This is a genomic window from Dryocola clanedunensis subsp. sulfonylureivorans, from assembly GCF_016756775.1.
Lineage (GTDB): Bacteria > Pseudomonadota > Gammaproteobacteria > Enterobacterales > Enterobacteriaceae > Dryocola > Dryocola clanedunensis.
This window is the reverse complement of record NZ_JAERMU010000026.1, coordinates 12,767-36,692: the sequence shown is the minus strand read 5'-3', so window position 1 is coordinate 36,692 and position 23,926 is coordinate 12,767. Positions and strand designations below refer to the sequence as shown.

Here is a 23,926-nt window from a genome sequence, read left to right as displayed (position 1 = left end):
TGCCAATGGACGTTTCTTACCTGCTAGACAGCCTGAATGATAAACAACGTGAAGCCGTAGCGGCCTCGCGCAGCAATATGCTGGTGCTGGCTGGGGCGGGCAGTGGTAAGACACGTGTGCTGGTTCACCGCATCGCCTGGCTGATAACCGTCGAGCACTGCTCGCCGTACTCCATCATGGCGGTGACCTTTACCAACAAAGCAGCGGCGGAGATGCGTCACCGTATCGGCCAGCTGATGGGCACCAGCCAAGGCGGCATGTGGGTTGGTACTTTCCACGGTCTGGCCCACCGCCTGCTGCGGGCACATCATATGGACGCTAACCTGCCGCAGGATTTCCAGATTCTGGACAGCGAAGATCAGCTGCGCCTGCTAAAGCGCCTGGTGAAAGCGCTGAATCTTGATGACAAGCAGTGGCCGGCACGTCAGGCCATGTGGTACATCAACGGCAAAAAAGATGAAGGTCTGCGCCCGCATCACATAGAAAGCTACGGCAACCCGGTTGAGCAGACCTGGCAGAAGGTTTATCAGGCCTATCAGGAAGCCTGTGACCGTGCAGGCCTGGTGGATTTCGCCGAACTGCTGCTGCGCGCGCACGAACTCTGGCTGAACAAGCCGCACATTCTTAACCACTACCGCGAACGCTTCACCAATATTCTGGTGGATGAGTTCCAGGATACCAACAGCATCCAGTACGCGTGGATCCGCATGCTCGCAGGCGACACCGGCAAAGTGATGATTGTCGGCGATGACGATCAGTCAATTTACGGCTGGCGCGGCGCGCAGGTGGAAAACATCCAGCGCTTCCTGAAGGATTTCCCCGGTGCCGAAACCATTCGTCTGGAGCAGAACTACCGCTCGACGAATAACATTCTGAACGCCGCCAACGCCCTGATCGCCAATAACTCTGGTCGTCTGGGCAAAGAGCTGTGGACAGACGGCAGCGACGGCGAGCCTATTTCTCTCTATTGCGCCTTCAACGAGCTGGATGAAGCCCGCTTCGTGGTTAACCGCATCAAAACCTGGCAGGAGAGCGGCGGAGCGCTTGAGCAGTGCGCCATTCTTTATCGCAGCAACGCCCAGTCGCGCGTGCTGGAAGAGGCTTTATTGCAGGTCAGCATGCCGTACCGTATCTACGGCGGCATGCGCTTCTTCGAACGTCAGGAAATCAAAGATGCGCTGTCATATCTGCGCCTGATCGCCAACCGTAACGATGACGCCGCCTTTGAGCGAGTGGTCAACACCCCAACGCGTGGGATTGGCGATCGTACGCTGGACGTGGTGCGCCAGACTTCTCGTGATAAACAGCTTACGCTCTGGCAGTCCTGCCGCCTGTTATTACAGGAAAAGGCGCTTGCTGGCCGTGCCGCCTCTGCCCTGCAACGCTTTATGGAGCTTATCGACGCGCTGGCTCATGAAACCATCGACATGCCCCTGCACGTCCAGACCGACCGCGTGATTAAAGACTCCGGCCTGATGATGATGTACGAGCAGGAGAAGGGCGAGAAAGGCCAGACACGCATCGAAAACTTAGAGGAGCTGGTGACAGCAACGCGCCAGTTCAGCTATCAGGATGAAGACGAAGATCTGATGCCGCTTCAGGCCTTCCTGTCCCACGCCGCACTGGAAGCGGGGGAAGGTCAGGCGGACACGTGGCAGGATGCGGTTCAGCTGATGACGCTGCACTCCGCCAAAGGCCTGGAGTTCCCGCAGGTCTTTATCGTCGGCATGGAAGAGGGCATGTTCCCAAGCCAGATGTCGCTGGATGAAGGCGGGCGTCTGGAAGAGGAGCGCCGCCTGGCCTACGTCGGCGTGACGCGAGCGATGCAGAAGCTAACGCTGACCTATGCGGAAACTCGCCGTTTGTATGGCAAAGAGGTTTATCATCGCCCGTCGCGTTTCGTGGGTGAGCTGCCGGAAAATACGGTGGAAGAGGTTCGTTTACGCGCCAGTATCAGCCGTCCGGTCAGCCATCAACGTATGGGCACACCGATATCCGAGAATGATACGGGCTACAAGCTGGGGCAACGCGTACGCCACACCAAGTTTGGGGAAGGCACCATCGTCAATCTGGAAGGCAGCGGCGAACATAGCCGCGTGCAGGTCGCTTTCCCGGGTCAGGGAATTAAGTGGCTGGTGGCTGCGTATGCCCGGCTGGAAACGGTGTAACCTACAGAAATATCTGGCAATTTATGGGAATGCCGCTACCCTTTAAATATCGCGGGTATTTATTCGCCAGCGGTATCCCGTTGCGTGTTGACGCCATATTTTTGGTGGCGTAACATGCGCGCACGAATACGACTTAAGAGGACACTCGCCTTGGACACACCCAGTAGATACTGGCTCAATTACCTGTTTTGCAGGTACAACTTCTAAGGCTATCCTCGAATGCTGATAGCCTTAGTGGTTGTCGGCGACTGCTCGTCTACCGTTCCCGTCGCAATGAGTCAGACTGTTTAATGGTCTGAAACCTCAAGAGTTTCTGTCTGTGTGCCAACCGAACTGTCCCTGATATTTTTTGCATTGGGAGTCCCGGTCATGCTGAGCGCATTTCAACTGGAAAACAATCGTCTGTCCCGCCTTGAAGGGGATGAAACCGACGACCTGACAAACTCCGTCTGGGTCGATCTGGTGGAACCTGAAGAGAGTGAGCGGCAGCGTGTGCAAACGGAACTTGGTCAGAGCCTGGCAACCCGCCCTGAGCTTGAAGACATCGAAGCATCCGCACGTTTTTTTGAAGACGAAGATGGTTTGCACATCCACTCATTTTTCTTTTTCGAAGATGCGGACGATCACGCGGGCAACAGCACCGTGGCATTCACCATTCGTGAAGGTCGCCTGTATACCCTGCGCGAACGTGAACTGCCTGCGTTTCGCCTGTACCGTATGCGCGCCCGTAGCCAGGCCATGGTGGACGGTAACGCCTACGAACTGCTGCTGGATCTGTTCGAAACCAAAATTGAACAGCTGGCGGATGAGATCGAAAACATTTACAGCGATCTGGAAAAGCTCAGCCGTGTGATCATGGAAGGGCATCAGGGCGATGAGTATGACGCCGCGCTGTCAACGCTCGCAGAGCTGGAAGATATCGGCTGGAAGGTTCGCCTGTGTCTGATGGATACCCAGCGAGCGCTGAACTTCCTGGTGCGCAAGGCGCGCTTGCCGGGCGGTCAGCTGGAGCAGGCCCGTGAGATCCTGCGAGATATCGAATCCCTGCTGCCGCACAACGAATCCCTGTTCCAGAAGGTCAACTTCCTGATGCAGGCGGCGATGGGCTTTATTAACATCGAGCAGAACCGCATCATCAAGATCTTCTCGGTGGTATCGGTCGTGTTCCTGCCGCCAACGCTTGTGGCATCCAGCTACGGGATGAACTTCGAGTTTATGCCCGAGCTGAAGCTAAGCTTCGGCTATCCGGCGGCGATTATCGTGATGATCCTCGCCGGGCTTGCACCTTATCTCTACTTCAAACGTAAGAACTGGCTGTAACGTTTTTCTCCCCCCGCCCCTTTGGGGTGAGGGAGATAATAGCGGCTGTCGTTAAGCGATCTTACGCAGCCGGCGCTGCGTATACACCGCATCCAGAATAAACAGCGCCAGTGCAGCCCAGATAAAGCCAAAGGTTACCATCTTGTCCTTACCCACCACTTCTCCGTAGAAGGTGACCGCCAGCAGGAACATCAGCGTCGGGCCAAGATACTGGAAGAACCCCAACGTTGAGAGGCGCAGGCGCGTTGCGGCGGCGGTAAAGCACAGTAGCGGAATGGTGGTCACTACGCCTGCGGCAATCAGCAGAAGATTCAGCGACCACGGGTTCTGCCCCATATGGCTGGTTGCGCTGTCAGCAATACCAAACAGGTAAATAGCCGCAATCGGCAGCAGCCAGAGCGTCTCGACTAACATCCCGGTTTGCGCATCGACGGCGATTTTCTTGCGCACCAGCCCGTAGAAAGCGAAGCTGAAGGCCAGACCGAGCGCAATGACCGGCAGCGAGCCAAACGTCCACAGCTGCACCAGCACCCCACAGCAGGCCAGCGCCACGGCCAGCCATTGCATGCGACGGAAGCGTTCGCCCAGGAAAACCATCCCCAGCACGACGTTAACCAGCGGATTAATAAAGTATCCCAGGCTGGCTTCGAGCATATGGTTATTATTCACCGCCCAGATAAACAGCAGCCAGTTCCCGCCAATAAGCACCGCGGAGCCCGCCATCGCCAGCACCTTCTTACGGTTACGGCAGGCTTTTTTCACCTGTGGCCACTGACGGCTCAGGCTAATCAGTGCGATCATAAAGAAGAATGACCAGATAACCCGGTGGGTCAGGATCTCATCTGCCGGAACGTAGTTGATCAGTTTGAAATAAGCAGGCGCGATGCCCCACATTAAATACGCCGCGAGGGCAAACAATACGCCCTGGCGGGTCTGTTTCGCATCCATGAATAAAGCTCGTCGAAGAATAGTGCGCAAATAGTAACAGGATTTACAGATTGGTGACAAAATTCACACGCCTGAGCGGTGGAAAAATTAAGCAGAAAATATTAAGGAAAATCAATTTATTGATTTTCGCCAAAGCAACCAAAGATAAGGAAAAACCACGCTTTTTCCTTATCTTTTAGTCGTCTCAGGATTTATCTTCTTACCCCACCATATAGGTAGCCGTGGCGCTGGCAATATGCACCTGCTCTTCGTTATGTAATTCAACGCGTGCAACCGCGACCTTATTACCTGCTCGCAACAAGCTGCTGCTGGCCGTAAAGCGCTGACCTCGCCCCGGACGCAGATAATCGACGCGCAGATCGATAGTCCCCATTTTCGATAATCGCTGGCGCAGCTCCTCTTCGCTGATGGTCTCGTGACGCGTCAGCGTGCTGCCGACGCAAACCAGACCCGCGGCCACATCCAGCGCGGAAGCAATCACTCCGCCGTGCAAAATGCTCTGCGCCCAGTTACCTACCATCATCGGCTGATTGTTAAATCCGAGCTGGGCGAAGGCTTTTTCATAGCGCTCAAGCTCAAGACCCAGCGCACGATTAAAAGGCATGTGATAGACAAAAATTTCGCCAACCAGCTGCAGCGCCGCTTCGGTAGTTAATACATTGCCGGACATGGATCGTTCCTCGATCGGAAAGTCTGAATAAGTTACTTGAATGTGTATTTTATGCTTCTCATTTGTTGCTTTCCACTTTCGGATAGAGGGACGAGCGGTATGAATAAGAACTCTGTAGAATGTCGACCGGCTAACAATTCGAAACTAAATATTACATTCAGGAGAACGTCGTCGATGCGCAAGTTTTTGGGGTGCTTAATGGCAGCAAGCTTGCTGCCTCTTACCGCTTATGCACAGGAAGCTACGATTAAAGAAGTTCATGACAAACCAGCCGTTCGCGGCAGCATCATTGCAAACATGCTGCAGGAACATGACAACCCCTTCACTCTTTACCCTTATGAATCCAACTATGTGATTTATACGGTGACTGATGACCTGAACAAAGAAGCTATCAGCTCCTACAACTGGTCTGATAACGCCCGTAAAGATGAAGTGAAGTTCCAGCTGAGCCTCGCCTTCCCGCTATGGCGCGGTATTCTTGGTGAGAACTCGGTGCTTGGCGCATCCTATACTCAGAAATCATGGTGGCAGCTCTCTAACAGCAGTGAATCTTCACCGTTCCGTGAAACGAACTATGAGCCGCAGGTGTTCCTGGGCTTTGCTACGGATGAGACGTTTGCCGGCTGGACGCTGCGCGACGTGGAGTTTGGCTACAACCACCAGTCTAACGGCCGCTCCGACCCGACCTCCCGCAGCTGGAACCGCATGTATGCACGTCTGATGGCCGAGAACGGTAACTGGCTGGTGGAAGTGAAGCCGTGGTATGTCATTGGCTCAACCGACGATAACCCTGATATCGCTAAATATATGGGCTATTACCAGCTGAAAGTCGGTTATGAGCTTGGCGACGCGATTCTGAGCATGAAGGGCCAGTACAACTGGAACACCGGCTACGGCGGTGCGGAGCTTGGCTTCAGCTATCCGGTCGGTAAGCACGTTCGTCTGTACACCCAGCTCTACAGCGGCTACGGCGAGTCGTTAATTGATTACAACTTTAACCAGACGCGCTTCGGCGTAGGGGTTATGCTTAACGACCTGTTCTAAAAAGTTGCAGTTTTTCATTCAGGCGCTGAAAATGGCGCCTGTTTTATTTGTGGTGGAGAGAGCGTGACAGAGGCGGAAGTAATAAATCAGACAGCGGTGGCAAGACAGGTTCTGCAAGAGACCTTCGGCTACCAGCAATTCCGTCCGGGTCAGGAATCCATTATTGAAACGGTGCTTGCTGGTCGCGACTGCCTGGTCGTGATGCCAACGGGCGGCGGTAAATCCCTCTGCTACCAAATCCCTGCGCTGGTCTTCGGTGGGCTGACGGTGGTTGTGTCACCGCTTATCTCGCTGATGAAAGATCAGGTGGATCAGCTGCTGGCCAACGGCGTTTCTGCGGCCTGTCTGAACTCCACCCAGAGCCGGGACCAGCAGCAGGAAGTGATGGCGGGCTGCCGCAGCGGGCAAATCCGTCTGCTGTATATCGCGCCTGAACGGCTGATGATGGATAATTTCATCGACCAGATTAGCCAGTGGCATCTGTCGATGGTTGCCGTCGACGAAGCGCACTGTATCTCCCAGTGGGGGCACGATTTCCGCCCGGAGTATGCCGCCCTGGGTCAGCTGCGCCAGCGCCTGCCTGAAGTCCCGTTTATTGCTCTTACCGCCACCGCTGATGACACCACCAGGCTGGATATCGTCCGCCTGCTTGGCCTGCAGGATCCGCTGATCCAGATCAGCAGCTTCGACCGCCCGAATATTCGCTACATGCTGATGGAGAAATTTAAGCCGCTCGATCAGCTGATGCGCTATGTCCAGGAGCAGAAGGGCAAATCCGGTATTATTTACTGCGGCAGCCGTGCGAAAGTTGAAGACACCGCTGCCCGACTGCAAAGCAAAGGTATTTCCGCCGGGGCTTATCACGCCGGGCTTGAGCATGACGTTCGGGCTGATGTGCAGGAGAAATTCCAGCGCGACGACCTGCAAATCGTCGTCGCCACCGTCGCCTTCGGCATGGGCATCAACAAGCCTAACGTCCGCTTCGTGGCGCACTTTGATATCCCGCGTAACATCGAGTCTTATTACCAGGAAACGGGCCGCGCCGGGCGCGATGGCCTGCCAGCGGAAGCCATGCTGTTTTACGACCCGGCAGATATGGCCTGGCTACGAAAATGTCTCGAAGAGAAGCCCGTGGGGGCGTTGCAGGACATCGAACGCCATAAGCTCAACGCGATGGGTGCCTTTGCGGAAGCGCAAACCTGCCGCCGTCTGGTGCTGCTGAACTACTTCGGGGAAGGCCGACAGCAGCCTTGCGGTAACTGCGACGTTTGTCTCGACCCACCGCGCAAGTATGACGGGCTGATGGACGCGCAAAAAGCGCTGTCCTGTATTTATCGCGTCGGCCAGCGTTTCGGTATGGGCTACGTTGTGGAAGTGCTGCGTGGCTCAAACAACCAGCGTATTCGCGAGTTCGGCCACGACAAACTGAAGGTTTATGGGGAAGGGCGTGAGCACACCACCGAACATTGGGTGAGCGTGATCCGCCAGCTCATTCACCTTGGCGTGGTGACGCAAAATATCGCCCAGCATTCAGCCTTGCAGCTTACTGAAGCCGCCCGTCCTTATCTGCGCGCTGAAGTCCCGCTGATGCTCGCCGTTCCCCGGGTTGTGGCGATTAAATCTAAAGCGAGCCAGAAGTTTGCCTCCGGCAACTACGACCGCAAGCTGTTTGCCAAGCTCCGTAAACTTCGCAAAGCTATCGCTGACGAAGAGAACATCCCGCCTTACGTGGTGTTCAACGACGCGACGCTTATCGAAATGGCAGAGCAGATGCCGTTATCCCCTGGAGAAATGCTGGGTGTGAACGGCGTGGGAACCCGCAAGCTGGAGCGTTTTGGCCGAGAATTCATGTCACTCATTCGCAGCCACGTCGACGGCGAAGATGAGTAGTAGCCAGTCCTGCCCGAACGTGGCAGGATGGCTGTTCATCGACTGATTATCCCGCGAGTAACTTCCTATGCTGATGCTTTTTCTGACCGTAGCGGTATTGCATATCGTTGCCCTGGTCACCCCTGGCCCTGATTTTTTCTTCGTTTCCCAGACAGCCGTTAGCCGCTCCCGCAAAGAGGCGATGATGGGCGTGCTGGGGATTACCGGCGGCGTCATGGTGTGGTCCGGCGTGGCGTTACTGGGTCTTAACCTGATCCTCGAAAAAATGGCGTGGCTGCACAGCATTATTATGGTCGGCGGTGGCCTCTACCTGTGCTGGATGGGTTATCAGATGCTGCGCGGCGCGTTTAAGAAAGAAGTGGCAACGGAAGAAGCCCCGGCGGTAGAGCTGGCTCACGGCGGACGTAGCTTCCTGAAAGGGCTGCTTACCAACCTGTCTAACCCGAAAGCGATTATCTATTTCGGCAGCGTCTTCTCCCTGTTCGTTGGCGACAACGTGGGTGGCGCGGAGCGCTGGGGCTTATTTGTAATGATTGCCCTGGAAACTTTTGCCTGGTTTACCATTGTGGCCAGCCTGTTTGCCCTGCCGAAAATGCGTCGCGGCTATCAGCGCCTTGCCAAATGGATTGACGGTATGGCGGGCGCGCTGTTTACCGGTTTCGGTATTCACCTGATCATTTCCCGCTAAACGATCAGGCCTGGCGTGCTCCGGCAAGGAGCGCGCCGACGAGCATGAACAGCGAACCAAACACCCGGTTCAACGCTTTCATCTGACGTGGCCCTTTTATCCACCCCGCAATGCGTTTGGCTAACGTTGCGTAGCCAATCATCACAATGATATCCACTACCACTGTTGTCACGCCCAGGATCGCGTACTGAATCGCCTGAGGCTGATGCGGGGCGATAAACTGCGGGAACAGTGCGGCCAGAAACACAATGCTTTTGGGGTTAGTGAGATTCACAAACACCGCGCGTTTAAACAGGCGGCTGCGCGGCTGACTGGCTGCCAGCGTATTGAGATCGATTGCCCCTGCGGCACGCCATTGTTGAATGCCAAGCCAAATGAGATAAGCAACACCTGCCCATTTCAGCACTTCGAATGCCATTAATGAACGTGAAAACAGCGCGCCCAGCCCGACACCAACCAGCACAATATGAATCGCCAGCCCGGTTTGTAATCCTGCAATAGATGCCGCTGCTCCTCGGTAGCCGTGGCTCATCGCGGTGGACATCGTATTGATCGCGCCAGAGCCTGGAGAGAGGCTTAAAATGATTGTCGTTAGAAGATAGGTAAACCACCATTCGAAAGTCATGCGAAATTCCCGAGCGAACACTTTTGTGCCACAATACGCTATTGTTTATGGGCGTGCTACGGGTCACAAATAATCAATTTATACGGTGTAAAACAGCATATGGCTCAGGATAAAAATGGATGGTTATCACGTGAAAAGGCGTTTTCTGCTTTCACGATGGGTCCATTAACAGACTTCTGGCGTGGGCGGGAAGAGCGTGAATTCCTGGGCGTCGATGACGTGCCCGTGCGTTATGTCCGCTTTTGCGATGACAGCCATGACAGGGTGATTGTCGTCTGTCCTGGTCGTATCGAAAGCTACGTGAAATATGCTGAACTTGCCTACGATTTATTCTACAGCGGCTTCGACGTATTGATTATTGACCACCGGGGGCAGGGCCGTTCAGGCCGTTTGCTCTCTGATACACACCGTGGGCATGTCGTGAAATTTAGCGACTATGTCGAAGATTTTGACCGATTTTACCAGCAGGAAGTTGCTACCGGGACGTGGCGAAAGCGCTACGTACTGGCCCACTCAATGGGCGGAGCAATCACCACGTTGTGGCTGACAAAGCATTCGCAGGCGTTCGATGCTGTTGCGCTTTGTGCGCCGATGTTCGGTATTACGCTGCGATGGCCAGAATGGATGGTGCGCCACTTGCTTGACTGGGCCGAGGGTCACCAGCGAATTCGTGAAGGTTATGCAATAGGAACTGGCCGGTGGCGCGCTTTACCGTTTAGCGTTAATGTCCTGACCCATAGCCGTGAGCGTTACCGCCGCAGCCTGCGTTTTTATGCTGATGAGCCAGCATTGCGGGTCGGTGGGCCAACATGGCACTGGGTACGCGAAGGGATCCTGGCAGGAGAAGAAGTTTTGGCGGGAGCCACCGCCATCACGACGCCGATATTTTTACTCCAGGCAGAAGAGGAGCGGGTGGTGGATAACCGTGCGCACCAACGATTCTGCGAAATTCGTGCCGCGGCGGGCCATCCCTGTGAGGGGGAAGCACCTTACGTCATAAACGGCGCGTATCATGAGATCCTGTTTGAAAAGGACGATATGCGAGCCGAAGCGTTGCATGCCATCCTCGAGTTTTTCGAGCGGCATCGTTAATTTTCTTCACCAGAGGTTTACTAATCCTATGTACCAAGTCGTTGCGTCTGACTTAGATGGCACGTTGCTGTCCCCCGATCATCTGCTCTCCCCGTATGCGAAAGAAACGCTGAAGCTGCTAACCGCGCAGGGTGTTCACTTCGTGTTTGCAACGGGGCGTCACCATATCGACGTTGCGCAGATCCGCGACAACCTCGAAATCAAAGCCTACATGATCACTTCCAACGGCGCCCGCGTGCATGACACCGACGGCAACCTGGTGTTCACGCACGATCTGGATCGTGATATTGCAGGCGATCTGTTTGGTGTGATTCAAGCCAACCCGGATATCGTGACTAACGTCTATCGCGGCGATGAATGGTTCATGAACCGCCACCGCCCGGAAGAGATGAAATATTTTAAAGAAGCCGTTTTCAAGTACTCGCTGTTCGAACCGGGCCTGCTGGAAACGGACGGCGTCAGCAAAGTGTTCTTCACCTGCGACGATCATGAAAAACTGCTGCCGCTCGAGCAGGCCATCAACGCCCGCTGGGGTGATCGCGTTAACGTTAGCTTCTCCACGTTAACCTGCCTGGAAGTGATGGCGGGCGGCGTATCTAAGGGGCACGCGCTGGAAGCCGTAGCGAAAGCGATGGGCTACAGCTTAAAAGAGTGCATCTCCTTTGGCGACGGCATGAACGACGCTGAAATGCTCTCTATGGCAGGGAAAGGCTGCATCATGGGCAACGCCCACCAGCGCCTGAAAGACCTGCTGCCGGAGCTGGAAGTAATCGGCACCAACGCCGAGAACGCCGTCCCGCACTATCTGCGCAGGATGTTCCTCGGCGCGGAGTAATCATACAAACGAGTGGTGAATCAATCACCACTCGTCAACCAAATAATTCCCCTCCCGGCAACAAGCTTCGCTACAATGCGGTAAATTTCCTGCTGCGAAGACGCCACCGTGCCGTTACTGATCATCACCACTATCCTGTGGGCCTTCTCTTTTAGCCTGATTGGCGAATACCTTGCCGGGAATGTCGACAGCTATTTCTCCGTGCTGATGCGCGTAGGGCTGGCGGCAGTTGTGTTCCTGCCATTCCTGCGATTTAAAGGCTACAGCGCGAAAACGCTCCTGCTGTATATGCTGGTGGGCGCGCTGCAGCTCGGCGTGATGTACCTGTTCAGCTTCCAGGCCTATCTCTATCTCACCGTGTCGGAATTCCTGCTGTTCACGGTGCTGACGCCGCTCTACATCACGTTTATTTATGATTTGCTCAGCCGCAGGCCGCTGCGCTGGGGCTATGCGCTAAGCGCCGGGCTGGCCGTTGTCGGCGCGGCCATCATCCGCTATGACAAAGTGAGCGATCACTTCTGGACTGGCTTACTGCTGGTACAGGCGGCGAACATCTGCTTTGCCATCGGGATGGTGGGCTACAAACGACTGATGGAAACGCGGCCTATGCCGCAAAGATGCGCTTTTTCCTGGTTCTATCTCGGGGCAGCCGTGGTGGCGGTAAGCGCCTGGTTTGTGATGGGCAATCCACAGAAGCTGCCAACCACTAACCTGCAATGGGGCATTCTGGTCTGGCTGGGCGTGGTCGCTTCCGGACTGGGCTATTTCATGTGGAACTACGGTGCGACGCAGGTCGATGCGGGGACGCTCGGCATCATGAACAACGTGCATGTGCCCGCAGGGCTGCTGGTTAACCTCGCCATCTGGCAGGAGCAGCCCCACTGGCCGAGCTTTATTATTGGGGGGACGGTGATAATGGCTTCGCTATGGGTGCATCGCCATTGGGTCGCTCCGCGTTCCGCACAAACGGAAGATGCTCACAGGCGTGCGAGCGCGTCGAGCGAATAAACGCTTCTGTGACCGGCTGACGCTGTTCGCCATCGCGAACCGCAGCGTACAGTCGGCTCCACAATCCTTCGCCCAGGGTCCTGGTCACCACCAGCCCCTGGCGCTCAAAACTCTCCACCACCCAGTGCGGCAGCGCGGCTATCCCCATGCGGGCCGACACCATCTGAATCAGCAGCAAGGTGTTATCGACGCTTTTCAGTGACGGGCTGACGCCTGCCGGTTGCAGAAAATGACGCCAGATATCCAGCCGCTGACGCTGCACCGGGTAAATCATCAGCGTTTCGCTGCTCAAATCTTCCGGCTCGATGCGCGCCTTGCCCGCCAGCGGGTGATCCGTCGCCAGCACCAGGCGCACTTCATAATCAAACATGGGCGAATAGTGCAGGCCGCTGCGTGGCAGGATGTCGGACGTCAGAACGATATCCAGCTCGCTTTGCTGCAGCGCGGGCTGCGGGTCGAACGTCACGCCTGATTTAAAATCCAGATCCACCTGCGGCCACTGTTTGTGGAAATTCTCCAGCGCCGGAGTCAGCCACTGGATGCAGCTGTGGCATTCAATAGCAATGCGCAGCGTGGTCTGATGCGGTTCATTGCAGGCCTGAAGCGCGCGGCCGATCTGCGGCAGCACCTGTTCGGCAAGCTGAAGCAGAATTTCACCCTGCGGCGTAAAGCGCAGCGGCTGACTTTTACGAACAAACAGGCGGAACCCGAGCCGCTGCTCCAGATCGCTGAACTGGTGGGAGAGGGCTGACTGGGTCTGATGCAGCGAGGCGCTCGCGGCGGCCAGCGAGCCGCAGTTTCGTAACGCCTGGAGCGTCCGCAGATGTTTAATTTCGATCATGAAAGTCCTTCACTTCGCGATGAAGATTTTGCGCTTGAGGAAGATACAGTACCTGCGGATTATAGATGTGTAAACATCTGGACGTCTAAATGCGTCAAATTCGAGATATAATGAGGAAAGAAAAATGACAATCCATAATCACACCCTCGGTTTTCCTCGTGTCGGCCTGCGTCGCGAACTGAAAAAAGCACAAGAGAGCTACTGGGCTGGCAGCTCCACCCAGCAAGAGTTACTGGCGGTGGGCCGCGAGCTGCGCGCCCGTCACTGGGATCAGCAAAAACAGGCGGGCGTTGAGCTGCTGCCGGTGGGCGACTTCGCATGGTACGACCACGTTCTGACCACCAGCCTGCTGCTCGGTAACGTGCCGGCTCGTCATCAGAATGCGGACGGCAGCGTCGACCTGGACACCTTATTCCGCATTGGCCGTGGCCGTGCCCCAACCGGCGAGCCAGCCGCCGCCGCTGAAATGACCAAATGGTTTAACACCAACTATCACTACATGGTGCCGGAATTCACCAAAGGGCAGCAGTTCAGACTGACGTGGACGCAGCTGCTGGATGAAGTGGATGAAGCGCTGGCCCTGGGCCACAACGTGAAGCCCGTGTTGCTTGGGCCGGTCACTTACCTGTGGCTGGGCAAAGTGAAAGGCGAACAGTTTGACCGCCTGAGCCTGCTGAAAGATATTTTGCCGGTATACCAGCAGGTGCTGGCCGAGCTGGCAAAACGCGGTATTGAGTGGGTGCAAATCGATGAGCCCGCGCTGGTGCTGGAGCTGCCGCAGGCATGGCTGGACGCCTTCAAACCGGCTTACGACGCGCTGGCTGGCAAAACTAAACTCCTGCTGACCACCTATTTCGAAGGCGTGACGCCGAACCTGAACACCATTACCGCGCTGCCGGTACAGGGTCTGCACGTTGATTTCGTTCACGGTAAAGACGATATCAACGAGATCCATCAGCAGCTGCCTGTCGACTGGCTGCTGTCTGCGGGTGTCATCAACGGTCGTAACGTCTGGCGTGCCGATCTGACTGAGAAATACGCGCAGCTGAAAGAGCTGGTCGGCAAACGAGACCTGTGGGTAGCTTCTTCCTGCTCCCTGCTGCACAGCCCAATCGATCTGAGCGTGGAAACCCGTCTGGATGAAGAGGTGAAAAGCTGGTTTGCTTTTGCCCTGCAAAAATGCGCCGAACTGTCACTGCTGACCGAAGCCCTGAACAGCGGCAACACGGACAAAATCGCCGAGTGGAGCGCGCCGATTCAGGCTCGCCGTAACTCCAGCCGGGTGCATAACGCGGCGGTAGAAAAACGCCTGGCGGCCATTACCGCTCAGGACAGCCAGCGCCAGAGCGACTATGTTTCCCGTGCTCAGGCGCAGCGCCAGCGCTTTAACCTGCCGGCATGGCCAACAACAACTATCGGATCGTTCCCGCAAACCACTGAAATTCGCGGTCTGCGTCTGGATTTCAAAAAAGGCAATCTGGACGCGGGCAACTACCGCACCGGTATCGCTGAACACATTAAGCAGGCGATTGTTGAGCAGGAGCGCCTGGAGCTGGACGTGCTGGTACACGGCGAAGCCGAGCGTAACGACATGGTGGAGTATTTCGGTGAAAACCTCGACGGCTTCGTGTTTACCCAGAACGGCTGGGTGCAGAGCTACGGTTCCCGCTGCGTGAAGCCTCCGGTAGTCATTGGTGACATCAGCCGTCCGAAGGCCATCACCGTTGAGTGGGCGAAGTACGCGCAGTCCCTGACCGACAAACCGGTGAAAGGCATGCTGACCGGGCCGGTGACCATCCTCTGCTGGTCATTCCCACGCGAGGATGTGAGCCGCGAAACCATCGCGAAGCAAATCGCTCTGGCGCTGCGTGATGAAGTGGCGGACCTGGAAGATGCGGGCATTGGCATCATCCAGATTGATGAGCCAGCGCTGCGCGAAGGCTTACCGCTGCGCCAGTCCGACTGGCAGGCCTATTTAGAGTGGGGCGTGGAAGCCTTCCGCCTGAACGCCGCCGTCGTGCGCGATGACACGCAGATCCACACTCACATGTGTTACTGCGAGTTCAACGACATCATGGATTCCATCGCGGCGCTGGATGCGGACGTGATCACCATCGAAACGTCCCGTTCCGATATGGATCTGCTGGAGTCGTTCAAAGAGTTCGAATACCCGAACGAAATCGGGCCGGGCGTCTACGATATTCACTCTCCGAACGTGCCAAGCGTGGAATGGATCGAGGCCCTGCTGAAGAAAGCCGCAGAGTCCGTCCCGGCAGAGCGCCTGTGGGTGAACCCGGACTGCGGCCTGAAAACCCGCGGCTGGCCTGAAACCCGCCAGGCGCTGGCAAATATGGTGAAGGCTGCTCAGAACCTGCGTAGCGCTTAAGACCTGACCCTCACGCCATGCCTTCTCCCTCGTCCCTTTGGGGAGAGGGCTGGGTGAGGGGAACTTCTTACTCAGATTCTCTTATTTCTTGCCGTCAAAACGAGCAAACCACGCCAGCATCCTTTCCCAGCCGTCTTTCGCCGACTCTTCATGGTAGCTCGGGCGATAGTCCGCGTTGAACGCGTGGCCCGCATCGGGATAAACGATAATCTCCGAGTTTGCATTAGCGGCACGTAGCACCTGACGCATCGTTTCCACCGTATCCTGCGGGATCCCCGTATCCTGGCCGCCATACAGGCCCAGCACCGGAGCGTTAAGGTTGATGGCAACATCCACCGGATGATTCGGTGAATTCAGCGTTTTCTCACCGGTCAGTTTGCCATACCAGGCCACCGCTGCTTTGAGCTGCGGGTTATGCGCGGCGTACAGCCAGGCAATACGTCCACCCCAGCAAAATCCTGTCGCCATAAGGCGATGGGCATCACCCCCATTGCGGGCAGCCCAGCTGGCGACGTGATCAAGATCGGCAAGCACCTGGGCATCCGGCACTCTGGAAACCAACCCGCTGAACAGGGTAGGAATGTCCGCATAGTCACAAGGATCGCCCTGGCGGAAGTAGAGTTCAGGCGCGACCGCCAGATAACCCTCAAGCGCCAGGCGGCGGCAGACGTCACGAATATGTTCATGCACCCCGAAAATTTCCTGTACCACAATGACCACGGGTAAAGGTTCGTCGGCGTTTTTAGGCCGGGCATGGTAAGCAGGCATGTTCTCGCCCTGAGACGGGACCGACGTTTCGCCGGCCAGAATGGCATCCTCCGGGGTGGTTACAACGGTTGTCGCGAGGGGTTCTGCCGCAGGTGCGAATTTACCGCCCGACGTGTTCTGTGTTGTGTGCTCTTCTTTCATTGGTGGCATTCTCCGTACCAGCATTAGCGCAGTGAGGTAACTATAGCTAACATCTCTGGTTTAAAAAAAACGCTCTCACCGACGGATAAGCGCACAAATTGCTCGCAAGGCGTGATCTGTGTCACCAAATGAATTGTAAATGATGTAATTTGTTTCATTCAAAGTGAAATGCGTCACGAAATTCTCCGGGCAGGTTCTGTAAAGTACTGCTTTGTGGCACAAGCCAACCCTACTCAACAGAGGAGTCTGTTATGTCCAAGTCTGATGTTTTTCACCTCGGCCTCACGAAGAGCGACCTGCAAGGGGCAACGCTTGCTATCGTCCCGGGCGACCCGGAGCGAGTTGAAAAAATCGCCGCGCTGATGGACAAGCCGGTCAAACTGGCCGCCCATCGCGAATTTACTACCTGGCGTGCTGAAATCGACGGCAAGGCCGTGATCGTCTGCTCCACCGGTATTGGCGGTCCGTCTACTTCTATCGCTGTAGAAGAACTGGCACAGCTGGGCATTCGCACTTTCCTGCGTATCGGCACCACCGGTGCGATTCAGCCACATATCAACGTCGGCGATGTACTGGTTACCACCGCGTCCGTGCGTCTTGACGGAGCCAGCCTGCACTTTGCGCCTATGGAGTTCCCGGCGGTTGCTGACTTCGCCTGTACGACGGCGCTGGTTGAAGCAGCTAAATCCATTGGTGCGACGACTCACGTTGGCGTGACAGCATCCTCCGACACCTTCTACCCGGGTCAGGAGCGTTACGACACCTTCTCCGGTCGCGTCGTCAGCCGCTTCAAAGGCTCCATGGAAGAGTGGCAGCAGATGGGCGTGATGAACTACGAAATGGAATCGGCCACGCTGCTGACCATGTGCGCAAGCCAGGGCCTGCGCGCCGGGATGGTTGCTGGTGTTATCGTTAACCGTACCCAGCAAGAAATTCCAAACGCCGAGACGATGAAGAAAACTGAAAGCCACGCGGTGAAAATCGTGGTTGAAGCGGCTCGCCGCCTGATCTAGTTCAGTTAAACGTCCGGTGGAAAAGCGAGAGCGGAATCCACACTAACCAGTCAGGCGGGTGAAAACATTTCATCCGCCTTTTTTATCGCCAGACGTTCTATAAATTTACGCTTTGCGTAATGCCTCGCAGTAAACTCCTTTTCATCTGGACATTTATACAGCACAATTTTAGCTTGCTGGTGTTTGGCGTGGATTGCGGGAGGTGCAGTGGATATTTCAGTTCTCTTCGGGCTTGGTATTGCTCTGGTAGGGGTATTAACAGGATGGCTTATTGCGAGCCTGCGGGCGGCGCAAAAGCAGTCGCTCCTGCATGAAGAGCAGCGGGAAGTGTATGGTGAGCTCAAGGCCACCCGACAGGAACTCATTCAGAACCAACACTGGAAAGAAGAGTGTGAACAGCTAAACCGCGAACTGCGAACCCAGCTTGAAATTAACAGCACACAGGAAGCCGATCTGCGTGAGCTTACCACGCTGCTGGAGCAAACTCGCCTGAGTGCCGAAGACAAACATCGCCAGATGATCAACAGCGAACAGCGGCTGAGCGAGCAGTTTGAAAACCTCGCCAACCGTATTTTTGAGCAAAGCGGTCGCAAGGTTGAAGAGCAGAACCGCCAGAGTCTGAATGGCCTGTTAACGCCGCTGCGTGAACAGCTGGATGGCTTCCGTCGTCAGGTGCAGGACAGCTTCGGGCAGGAAGCTCGCGAACGTCATACCCTGACTCACGAAATCCGCAGTCTCCAGCAGCTCAATGCGCAAATGGCGCAGGAAGCCCTCAATCTCACTAAGGCGCTGAAAGGCGATAACAAAACCCAGGGGAACTGGGGTGAGGTGGTGCTGACTCGCGTGCTGGAAGCCTCTGGCCTGCGGGAAGGCCATGAATACCAGACTCAGGTAAATATCCAGCTGGAAAACAACAGCCGTATGCAGCCGGATGTTATCGTTCGTCTGCCGCAGGGCAAAGATGTGGTTATCGATGCGAAAATGACGCTGGTAGCCTACGAGCGCTACTTTAACGGCGACGATGAATTTACGCGGGAAGGGGCTCTGAACGAGCATATCGCTGCCGTCCGCAACCATATCCGTCTGCTCAGCCGCAAAGACTACCAGCAGCTACCCGGCCTGCGCTCCCTCGATTACGTGCTGATGTTTATTCCGGTAGAGCCTGCCTTCCTGCTCGCCATAGACCGCCAGCCGGAATTAATTAGCGAAGCGCTGAAGAACAACATCATGCTGGTCAGCCCGACAACGCTGCTGGTGGCGCTGCGCACCATTACCAATTTGTGGCGTTATGAGCACCAGAGCCGTAATGCGCAGCAAATTGCAGAACGCGCGGGGCGACTGTATGACAAAATGCGCCTGTTCGTTGATGACATGTCCGCCATCGGCCAGAGCCTGGATAAGGCGCAGGACAATTACCGCCAGGCGATGAAAAAGCTTGCCTCCGGGCGCGGAAATATCCTGGTACAGGCCGATGCGTTCCGCGGGCTGGGCGTCGAAGTTAAACGCGAGATTAATCCGGATTTAGTCGATCGGGCGCGGCAGGAAGATGAAGACAACGCGACGCGAATCGGTCATGGGCACGACGAAGAGACAGACCAGGACAGGAGCTTAGAAGACCGACAAAGCGTCGGGTAAAGCTGAGCAAAGGTTCATCCAGCAGGCTTGAACCATAGGGCTTTAGCGGCCATTCTGTTACACTTCACGAACCTTTTTTTGATAAGCAGGCATTGAGATGGTCGACGAATCCCAGGAAACAACACACTTTGGCTTCCGCACCGTAGCGAAAGAGCAGAAGGCCGATATGGTGGCGCATGTATTCCACTCTGTGGCCGCCAAATACGACGTGATGAATGACCTGATGTCGTTCGGCGTGCATCGTATCTGGAAGCGCTTCACCATTGACTGCAGCGGCGTGCGTCGCGGGCAGCGGGTGCTGGATCTTGCTGGCGGAACGGGCGATTTGACCGCGAAGTTTTCTCGTCTGGTGGGTGAAACGGGTGAAGTGGTTCTGGCAGATATCAACGACTCGATGCTGAAAATGGGCCGTGAGAAGCTGCGCAATATCGGTATCGTGGGTAACGTGAACTACGTGCAGGCAAATGCGGAAGCGCTGCCGTTCCCGGACAATTTCTTTGATTGCATCACCATCTCTTTCGGCCTGCGTAACGTTACCGATAAAGAAAAAGCGCTGCGCTCTATGTATCGCGTGCTCAAGCCGGGCGGTCGCCTGCTGGTGCTGGAATTCTCCAAACCAATCATTGAACCGCTGAGCAAAGCCTACGACGCGTATTCCTTCCACATTCTGCCGCGCATTGGCGAAGTCGTTGCGCAGGACGCAGAGAGCTACCGCTATCTGGCCGAGTCTATCCGCATGCATCCCGACCAGGACACTCTGAAGGCGATGATGGAAGACGCTGGTTTTGAAAACACCACCTACTACAACCTGACCGCCGGGATCGTTGCCCTGCATCGTGGCTACAAATTCTGATCGGGGGTTGCTGATGCCATTTACACCGCTTGTCACCGCCGGGCTGGAAACCGTCCTCAACACCTTTCTGTGGCGCGACCGTGGCCTGAAGGCCGCCCGTCAGCGTTTACTGGGGAAAGTGCTGCGCGTTGAGCTCAAGGAGTTTTCCGCGCCGCTGGTTCTCTCATTCAGTGAACAGCAGATTGACGTGCTGGGAGAGTGGGAAGGCGAAGCTGACTGCGTTGTTATCACGCGCATGGCGGTACTGCCGAAACTGCGCGACAGGCAGCAGCTGACGGCGCTTATCCGCAGCGGTGAGCTTGAAGTGCAGGGCGATCTCCAGGTTGTGCAAAATTGGGTGGCGTTAATGGATCTGGCGGAGTTCGATCCCGCAGAGCTATTCGCACCTTATATCGGCGACGTGGCCGCTGAAGGCATCAGCAAATTTTTCCGCGGCGGCAGCAAGCTGCTGAAAAAAGGCTTTTCCCGCAATCAACAGTATCTGGCTGAGGCAATAACCGAAGAGTGGCGTATGGCCCCTGGCCCGCTGGAAGTGGCGTGGTTTGCCGAGGAAACGGCAGCCGTTGAGCGTGCGGTCGACGCATTAAGCGCGCGGCTGGACAGGCTGGAGGGCAAATGACGCCAGGAGAAATTCGTCGTCTCTACTTCATCATTCGTACCTTCCTCAGCTATGGTCTGGATGAGCTAATCCCTAAGCTTCGTATCACGCTGCCGTTGCGTATCGGGCGGCGTATGCTTTTCTGGATGCCAAATCGTCATAAAGATAAAGCTCTCGGTGAGCGCCTGCGCCTTGCATTGCAGGAGCTTGGCCCGGTCTGGATCAAGTTTGGTCAGATGCTCTCTACGCGCCGGGATCTGTTCCCGCCGATGATTGCCGATCAGCTGGCGATGCTCCAGGACAGAGTCGCGCCCTTTGATGGAGAGCTGGCTAAGCAACAGATCGAACAGGCAATGGGCGGCATACCCGTTGAAACCTGGTTTGATGAATTTGAAATAAAGCCGCTGGCTTCGGCTTCTATTGCGCAGGTACATACTGCCCGGCTGAAAGAGAACGGCCGTGAAGTCGTGATTAAAGTTATCCGCCCGGATATTCTTCCCATCATCAAAGCCGACATGAAGCTGATATATCGCTTAGCGCGCTGGGTGCCTCGTTTACTGCCGGATGGCCGCCGTTTGCGTCCGCTGGAAGTCGTGCGTGAGTACGAGAAAACGCTGATAGATGAGCTGAATTTATTGCGTGAATCGGCAAATGCCATCCAGCTACGCCGCAATTTCGATGGCAGTCCGTTGCTCTACATCCCGGAAGTGTTTTCTGATTATTGCAGCGAAGACATGATGGTCATGGAGCGCATCTACGGCATACCTGTTTCGGATATCCCAACGCTTGAAAGCCAGGGCACCAATATGAAACTGTTGGCTGAACGCGGCGTGCAGGTCTTCTTCACACAGGTATTCCGCGACAGCTTCTTCCACGCCGACATGCATCCGGGCAATATTTTTGTCAGCTATGACCACCCGGAAGATCCGCAGTATATCGGCATTGACTGCGGTATTGTCGGCTCGCTGAACAAAGAAGATAAACGCTACCTGGCAGAGAACTTCATCGCCTTTTTCAACCGCGACTACCGTAAAGTTGCCGAACTACACGTAGATTCTGGCTGGGTACCGCCAGATACCAACGTGGAAGAGTTCGAGTTTGCCATTCGTACCGTTTGTGAGCCAATTTTTGAAAAGCCGCTGGCGGAAATCTCCTTTGGCCATGTTCTGCTGAATCTGTTTAATACGGCGCGCCGCTTTAATATGGAAGTGCAACCACAGCTGGTTTTACTGCAAAAAACGCTTTTATATGTTGAAGGTGTCGGAAGGCAGCTTTATCCCCAGCTGGATCTGTGGAAAACAGCCAAGCCATTCCTGGAGAGCTGGATTAAAGATCAGGTCGGCATTCCTGCTCTGGTTCGTGCTTTTAAAGAAAAAGCCCCGTTCTGGATCGAAAAAATGCCCGAACTGCCAGAACTGGTGTACGACAGTTTGCGCCAGGGCAAGCATTTACAGCACAGCATTGATAAAATCCAACGCGAACTACATCAACATCATGTACGGCAAGGACAGTCGCGTTATCTGTTCGGCATTGGAGCCACATTGATTTTAAGTGGGACTATGCTGCTGATAAACAAACCGGAGTGGGAACTTATGCCCGCCTGGTTGATGGCTGGGGGCATTGTGGTCTGGCTGATAGGCTGGCGCCGCTCTGCCTGAATTTTAATCGTCATTAACAGGCAACGTGCCGTATAATATCGGCCGTTACATATACATCTGAGTGATTTGAGGCAATATTATGGGTGGTATCAGTATCTGGCAATTAGTGATCATTGCCGTCATCGTTGTTCTGCTGTTCGGCACGAAGAAGCTGGGCTCTATTGGTTCAGACCTGGGCGCTTCTATCAAAGGCTTCAAGAAAGCCATGAACGATGATGAACCTAAAGAGAAAGACACTTCTGTTCAGGACGCTGACTTCACTGCGAAGAACCTGGCGGAAAAACCTGCGGGCGACGTGAAAAAAGACGAAGCAAAGAGCAACGATAAAGAGCAGGTGTAAACCGTGTTCGATATTGGTTTTAGCGAGCTGTTATTAGTCTTCGTGATTGGCCTTGTTGTTCTGGGGCCACAACGTCTGCCGTTGGCGGTCAAAACGGTGGTTGGCTGGATACGTGCGCTGCGCTCGCTGGCCTCAACCGTGCAGAACGAGCTGGCTCAGGAACTGAAAATTCAGGAATTGCAGGACAGCCTGAAAAAGGTTGAAAAAGCGAGCCTGGATCACCTGACGCCGGAGCTCAAAGCCTCAATGGATGAACTGCGTCAGGCAGCTGAATCTATGAAACGCTCCTATACCCAGGATGCCGAGCAGGGCAGTGATGAAGCGCACACCATCCATAATCCGTTGGTGAAAGATGCGCAGGACAGTCACGACGGCGTGACGCCTGCTACGGCAGCGCATCAGGCCAGCGCGCCAGATCAGGCTCCTGAGGTTGAAGCCAGCGCGGCAACCGACCCCTCTGCTGCACCGTCAGAAGAACACGCCCAGACTCAGGTTAAACCTGTGCCGGAGCCTGTAGCCGCCTCAGTTTCATCTCAACCTTCGAGTGATAAAAAGTAGCCATGGCCGTTGAAGATACCCAACCGCTCATTACCCATCTGATTGAGCTGCGCAAGCGACTGTTAAACAGCATTATCGCTGTGCTGGTGATTTTTCTGGCGCTGGTTTATTTCGCTAATGACATTTATCAAATCGTCTCTGCGCCGCTGATAAGTCAGATGCCTGTCGGCTCCACGATGATCGCAACAGACGTTGCATCGCCGTTCTTTACGCCGATTAAACTGACGATCTATGTTTCGTTAATCCTCTCGGCACCGGTCATTCTCTACCAGCTCTGGGCCTTTATTGCTCCAGCGTTGTATAAACATGAACGTAAGATGGTGATGCCGCTGCTTTTTTCCAGCTCATTGCTGTTCTATATCGGCATCGCTTTTGCCTACTTCGTCGTCTTCCCGCTGGCGTTTGGTTTTTTAACCAAAACCGCACCGGTCGGCGTAGTGGTCTCAACGGACATCAGCAAATACCTCGACTTTGTCATGACGCTGTTTATGGCATTCGGCGCGGCGTTTGAAGTGCCGGTTGCCATTGTGTTGCTCTGCTGGATGGGTGTAACTACGCCGGAAGCGCTTAAGAAGAAACGTCCCTATATCTTCGTGGGGGCGTTTATTGTTGGCATGCTGCTGACACCGCCGGACATTTTCTCCCAGACGTTACTGGCAATACCGATGTACTGCCTGTTTGAGGTAGGCGTATTCTGTTCTCGTTATTATGTCGGCAAAGGTCGCCGGGATGGTGCCGAGGGTGAAGATGCCGAAGCGGAAGCCGAAGCACAAGACAAACACTCAGAAAAAGAGTCCTGATTGTAAAACAGACCGCCCGGCAGGGCGGTCGTCGTTTGGAACGCGCT

General features: G+C 55.2%; 23 protein-coding genes. 18 read left to right on the top strand and 5 right to left on the bottom strand.

The window, feature by feature from the left end; genetic code table 11:
• Positions 1-5: 5 nt before the first annotated feature.
• The 3 genes from uvrD (at position 6) to corA (ending at position 3,488) form a co-directional block, all read left to right on the top strand.
• Positions 6-2,168, top strand: coding sequence for a DNA helicase II (gene uvrD, locus HYQ67_RS20480; RefSeq protein ID WP_202307021.1), 2,163 nt, complete (start codon positions 6-8; stop codon positions 2,166-2,168).
• A gap of 114 nt (positions 2,169-2,282) precedes the next feature.
• Positions 2,283-2,375 (top strand): YsgD/CorL family protein, encoded by a 93-nt coding sequence (ysgD, locus tag HYQ67_RS24425; RefSeq protein ID WP_408626186.1) that lies wholly within the window; start codon positions 2,283-2,285, stop codon positions 2,373-2,375.
• A gap of 162 nt (positions 2,376-2,537) precedes the next feature.
• On the top strand, positions 2,538-3,488 hold the full coding sequence (gene corA, locus HYQ67_RS20475; protein ID WP_202307020.1) for a magnesium/cobalt transporter CorA: 951 nt from the start codon (positions 2,538-2,540) through the stop codon (positions 3,486-3,488).
• Between the two features lie 51 nt (positions 3,489-3,539).
• On the opposite strand, the gene rarD is transcribed toward corA, so the two are convergent.
• Together rarD and yigI are read right to left on the bottom strand one after the other, a co-directional pair.
• Complete coding sequence (gene rarD / locus HYQ67_RS20470) at positions 3,540-4,436, bottom strand: EamA family transporter RarD (protein WP_202307019.1); 897 nt, start codon at positions 4,434-4,436, stop codon at positions 3,540-3,542.
• Positions 4,437-4,635: 199 nt separating this feature from the next.
• Complete coding sequence (gene yigI / locus HYQ67_RS20465; RefSeq protein WP_202307017.1) at positions 4,636-5,106, bottom strand: acyl-CoA thioesterase YigI; 471 nt, start codon at positions 5,104-5,106, stop codon at positions 4,636-4,638.
• 174 nt (positions 5,107-5,280) lie between these two features.
• On the opposite strand from yigI, the gene pldA reads away from it, so the two are divergent.
• The 3 genes from pldA to rhtC all read left to right on the top strand — a co-directional run bounded on the left by pldA (position 5,281) and on the right by rhtC (position 8,728).
• Positions 5,281-6,150, top strand: a complete 870-nt coding sequence (pldA, locus tag HYQ67_RS20460) for a phospholipase A (protein ID WP_202307015.1) — start codon at positions 5,281-5,283, stop codon at positions 6,148-6,150.
• A gap of 63 nt (positions 6,151-6,213) precedes the next feature.
• Positions 6,214-8,040 (top strand): ATP-dependent DNA helicase RecQ, encoded by a 1,827-nt coding sequence (gene recQ / locus HYQ67_RS20455; RefSeq protein ID WP_202307013.1) that lies wholly within the window; start codon positions 6,214-6,216, stop codon positions 8,038-8,040.
• Between the two features lie 67 nt (positions 8,041-8,107).
• Positions 8,108-8,728: a threonine export protein RhtC gene (gene rhtC, locus HYQ67_RS20450; RefSeq protein WP_202307012.1), complete on the top strand. Its 621-nt coding sequence runs from the start codon at positions 8,108-8,110 to the stop codon at positions 8,726-8,728.
• A gap of 4 nt (positions 8,729-8,732) precedes the next feature.
• On the opposite strand, the gene rhtB is transcribed toward rhtC, so the two are convergent.
• On the bottom strand, positions 8,733-9,353 hold the full coding sequence (rhtB, locus tag HYQ67_RS20445) for a homoserine/homoserine lactone efflux protein (RefSeq protein ID WP_202307010.1): 621 nt from the start codon (positions 9,351-9,353) through the stop codon (positions 8,733-8,735).
• Positions 9,354-9,452: 99 nt separating this feature from the next.
• On the opposite strand from rhtB, the gene pldB reads away from it, so the two are divergent.
• The 3 genes from pldB to HYQ67_RS20430 all read left to right on the top strand — a co-directional run bounded on the left by pldB (position 9,453) and on the right by HYQ67_RS20430 (position 12,288).
• Complete coding sequence (gene pldB / locus HYQ67_RS20440) at positions 9,453-10,445, top strand: lysophospholipase L2 (protein ID WP_202307008.1); 993 nt, start codon at positions 9,453-9,455, stop codon at positions 10,443-10,445.
• Between the two features lie 28 nt (positions 10,446-10,473).
• Entirely contained in the window at positions 10,474-11,280 is an 807-nt protein-coding gene (gene yigL, locus HYQ67_RS20435; RefSeq protein WP_202307006.1) for a sugar/pyridoxal phosphate phosphatase YigL, read from the top strand.
• Between the two features lie 108 nt (positions 11,281-11,388).
• On the top strand, positions 11,389-12,288 hold the full coding sequence (locus HYQ67_RS20430; RefSeq protein WP_202307004.1) for a carboxylate/amino acid/amine transporter: 900 nt from the start codon (positions 11,389-11,391) through the stop codon (positions 12,286-12,288).
• Here the strand turns inward: HYQ67_RS20430 and metR are convergent.
• On the bottom strand, positions 12,176-13,129 hold the full coding sequence (metR, locus tag HYQ67_RS20425; protein WP_202307002.1) for an HTH-type transcriptional regulator MetR: 954 nt from the start codon (positions 13,127-13,129) through the stop codon (positions 12,176-12,178). The genes HYQ67_RS20430 and metR overlap by 113 nt on opposite strands.
• Before the next feature lie 124 nt (positions 13,130-13,253).
• Between metR and metE the strand changes: the two genes are divergently transcribed.
• Positions 13,254-15,515: a 5-methyltetrahydropteroyltriglutamate--homocysteine S-methyltransferase gene (gene metE, locus HYQ67_RS20420; protein ID WP_202307000.1), complete on the top strand. Its 2,262-nt coding sequence runs from the start codon at positions 13,254-13,256 to the stop codon at positions 15,513-15,515.
• Positions 15,516-15,596: 81 nt separating this feature from the next.
• Here the strand turns inward: metE and HYQ67_RS20415 are convergent, their stop codons facing one another.
• Complete coding sequence (locus HYQ67_RS20415) at positions 15,597-16,424, bottom strand: dienelactone hydrolase family protein (protein ID WP_202307059.1); 828 nt, start codon at positions 16,422-16,424, stop codon at positions 15,597-15,599.
• A gap of 251 nt (positions 16,425-16,675) precedes the next feature.
• On the opposite strand from HYQ67_RS20415, the gene udp reads away from it, so the two are divergent.
• The 8 genes from udp to tatC all read left to right on the top strand — a co-directional run bounded on the left by udp (position 16,676) and on the right by tatC (position 23,879).
• Positions 16,676-17,437 carry a uridine phosphorylase gene (udp, locus tag HYQ67_RS20410; RefSeq protein WP_202306998.1) on the top strand — a complete coding sequence of 254 codons (762 nt, stop codon included), beginning with the start codon at positions 16,676-16,678 and terminating at the stop codon, positions 17,435-17,437.
• A 207-nt stretch (positions 17,438-17,644) separates the two neighbouring features.
• Positions 17,645-19,072, top strand: a complete 1,428-nt coding sequence (rmuC, locus tag HYQ67_RS20405) for a DNA recombination protein RmuC (RefSeq protein WP_202306996.1) — start codon at positions 17,645-17,647, stop codon at positions 19,070-19,072.
• Between the two features lie 97 nt (positions 19,073-19,169).
• The gene (gene ubiE, locus HYQ67_RS20400; RefSeq protein WP_202306986.1) at positions 19,170-19,925 is read left to right on the top strand and encodes a bifunctional demethylmenaquinone methyltransferase/2-methoxy-6-polyprenyl-1,4-benzoquinol methylase UbiE; all 756 of its coding nucleotides are present in this window, start codon (positions 19,170-19,172) and stop codon (positions 19,923-19,925) included.
• A gap of 13 nt (positions 19,926-19,938) precedes the next feature.
• Complete coding sequence (ubiJ, locus tag HYQ67_RS20395) at positions 19,939-20,544, top strand: ubiquinone biosynthesis protein UbiJ (RefSeq protein WP_202306984.1); 606 nt, start codon at positions 19,939-19,941, stop codon at positions 20,542-20,544.
• Positions 20,541-22,181 (top strand): ubiquinone biosynthesis regulatory protein kinase UbiB, encoded by a 1,641-nt coding sequence (gene ubiB, locus HYQ67_RS20390; protein WP_202306982.1) that lies wholly within the window; start codon positions 20,541-20,543, stop codon positions 22,179-22,181. The genes ubiJ and ubiB overlap by 4 nt, the downstream gene beginning before the upstream one ends.
• 79 nt (positions 22,182-22,260) lie before the next feature.
• Entirely contained in the window at positions 22,261-22,521 is a 261-nt protein-coding gene (tatA, locus tag HYQ67_RS20385; protein WP_202306974.1) for a Sec-independent protein translocase subunit TatA, read from the top strand.
• Positions 22,522-22,524: 3 nt separating this feature from the next.
• Entirely contained in the window at positions 22,525-23,079 is a 555-nt protein-coding gene (gene tatB, locus HYQ67_RS20380) for a Sec-independent protein translocase protein TatB (RefSeq protein ID WP_202306973.1), read from the top strand.
• Positions 23,080-23,081: 2 nt separating this feature from the next.
• Complete coding sequence (gene tatC / locus HYQ67_RS20375; RefSeq protein WP_202306971.1) at positions 23,082-23,879, top strand: Sec-independent protein translocase subunit TatC; 798 nt, start codon at positions 23,082-23,084, stop codon at positions 23,877-23,879.
• Positions 23,880-23,926: the final 47 nt, after the last annotated feature.

Excerpts from the sequence above, each read along its gene's own strand:
- uvrD (WP_202307021.1), top strand. The coding sequence starts at position 6 with ATGGACGTTTCTTACCTGCTAGACAGCCTGAATGATAAACAACGTGAA.
- metE (WP_202307000.1), top strand. The coding sequence starts at position 13,254 with ATGACAATCCATAATCACACCCTCGGTTTTCCTCGTGTCGGCCTGCGT.
- rarD (WP_202307019.1), bottom strand. The coding sequence starts at position 4,436 with ATGGATGCGAAACAGACCCGCCAGGGCGTATTGTTTGCCCTCGCGGCG.
- rhtB (WP_202307010.1), bottom strand. The coding sequence starts at position 9,353 with ATGACTTTCGAATGGTGGTTTACCTATCTTCTAACGACAATCATTTTA.
- corA (WP_202307020.1), top strand. The coding sequence starts at position 2,538 with ATGCTGAGCGCATTTCAACTGGAAAACAATCGTCTGTCCCGCCTTGAA.
- pldB (WP_202307008.1), top strand. The coding sequence starts at position 9,453 with ATGGCTCAGGATAAAAATGGATGGTTATCACGTGAAAAGGCGTTTTCT.
- ubiJ (WP_202306984.1), top strand. The coding sequence starts at position 19,939 with ATGCCATTTACACCGCTTGTCACCGCCGGGCTGGAAACCGTCCTCAAC.
- yigL (WP_202307006.1), top strand. The coding sequence starts at position 10,474 with ATGTACCAAGTCGTTGCGTCTGACTTAGATGGCACGTTGCTGTCCCCC.
- metR (WP_202307002.1), bottom strand. The coding sequence starts at position 13,129 with ATGATCGAAATTAAACATCTGCGGACGCTCCAGGCGTTACGAAACTGC.
- tatA (WP_202306974.1), top strand. The coding sequence starts at position 22,261 with ATGGGTGGTATCAGTATCTGGCAATTAGTGATCATTGCCGTCATCGTT.
- rhtC (WP_202307012.1), top strand. The coding sequence starts at position 8,108 with ATGCTGATGCTTTTTCTGACCGTAGCGGTATTGCATATCGTTGCCCTG.
- tatC (WP_202306971.1), top strand. The coding sequence starts at position 23,082 with ATGGCCGTTGAAGATACCCAACCGCTCATTACCCATCTGATTGAGCTG.
- pldA (WP_202307015.1), top strand. The coding sequence starts at position 5,281 with ATGCGCAAGTTTTTGGGGTGCTTAATGGCAGCAAGCTTGCTGCCTCTT.
- ubiE (WP_202306986.1), top strand. The coding sequence starts at position 19,170 with ATGGTCGACGAATCCCAGGAAACAACACACTTTGGCTTCCGCACCGTA.
- udp (WP_202306998.1), top strand. The coding sequence starts at position 16,676 with ATGTCCAAGTCTGATGTTTTTCACCTCGGCCTCACGAAGAGCGACCTG.
- HYQ67_RS20415 (WP_202307059.1), bottom strand. The coding sequence starts at position 16,424 with ATGAAAGAAGAGCACACAACACAGAACACGTCGGGCGGTAAATTCGCA.
- ysgD (WP_408626186.1), top strand. The coding sequence starts at position 2,283 with ATGCGCGCACGAATACGACTTAAGAGGACACTCGCCTTGGACACACCC.
- ubiB (WP_202306982.1), top strand. The coding sequence starts at position 20,541 with ATGACGCCAGGAGAAATTCGTCGTCTCTACTTCATCATTCGTACCTTC.
- yigI (WP_202307017.1), bottom strand. The coding sequence starts at position 5,106 with ATGTCCGGCAATGTATTAACTACCGAAGCGGCGCTGCAGCTGGTTGGC.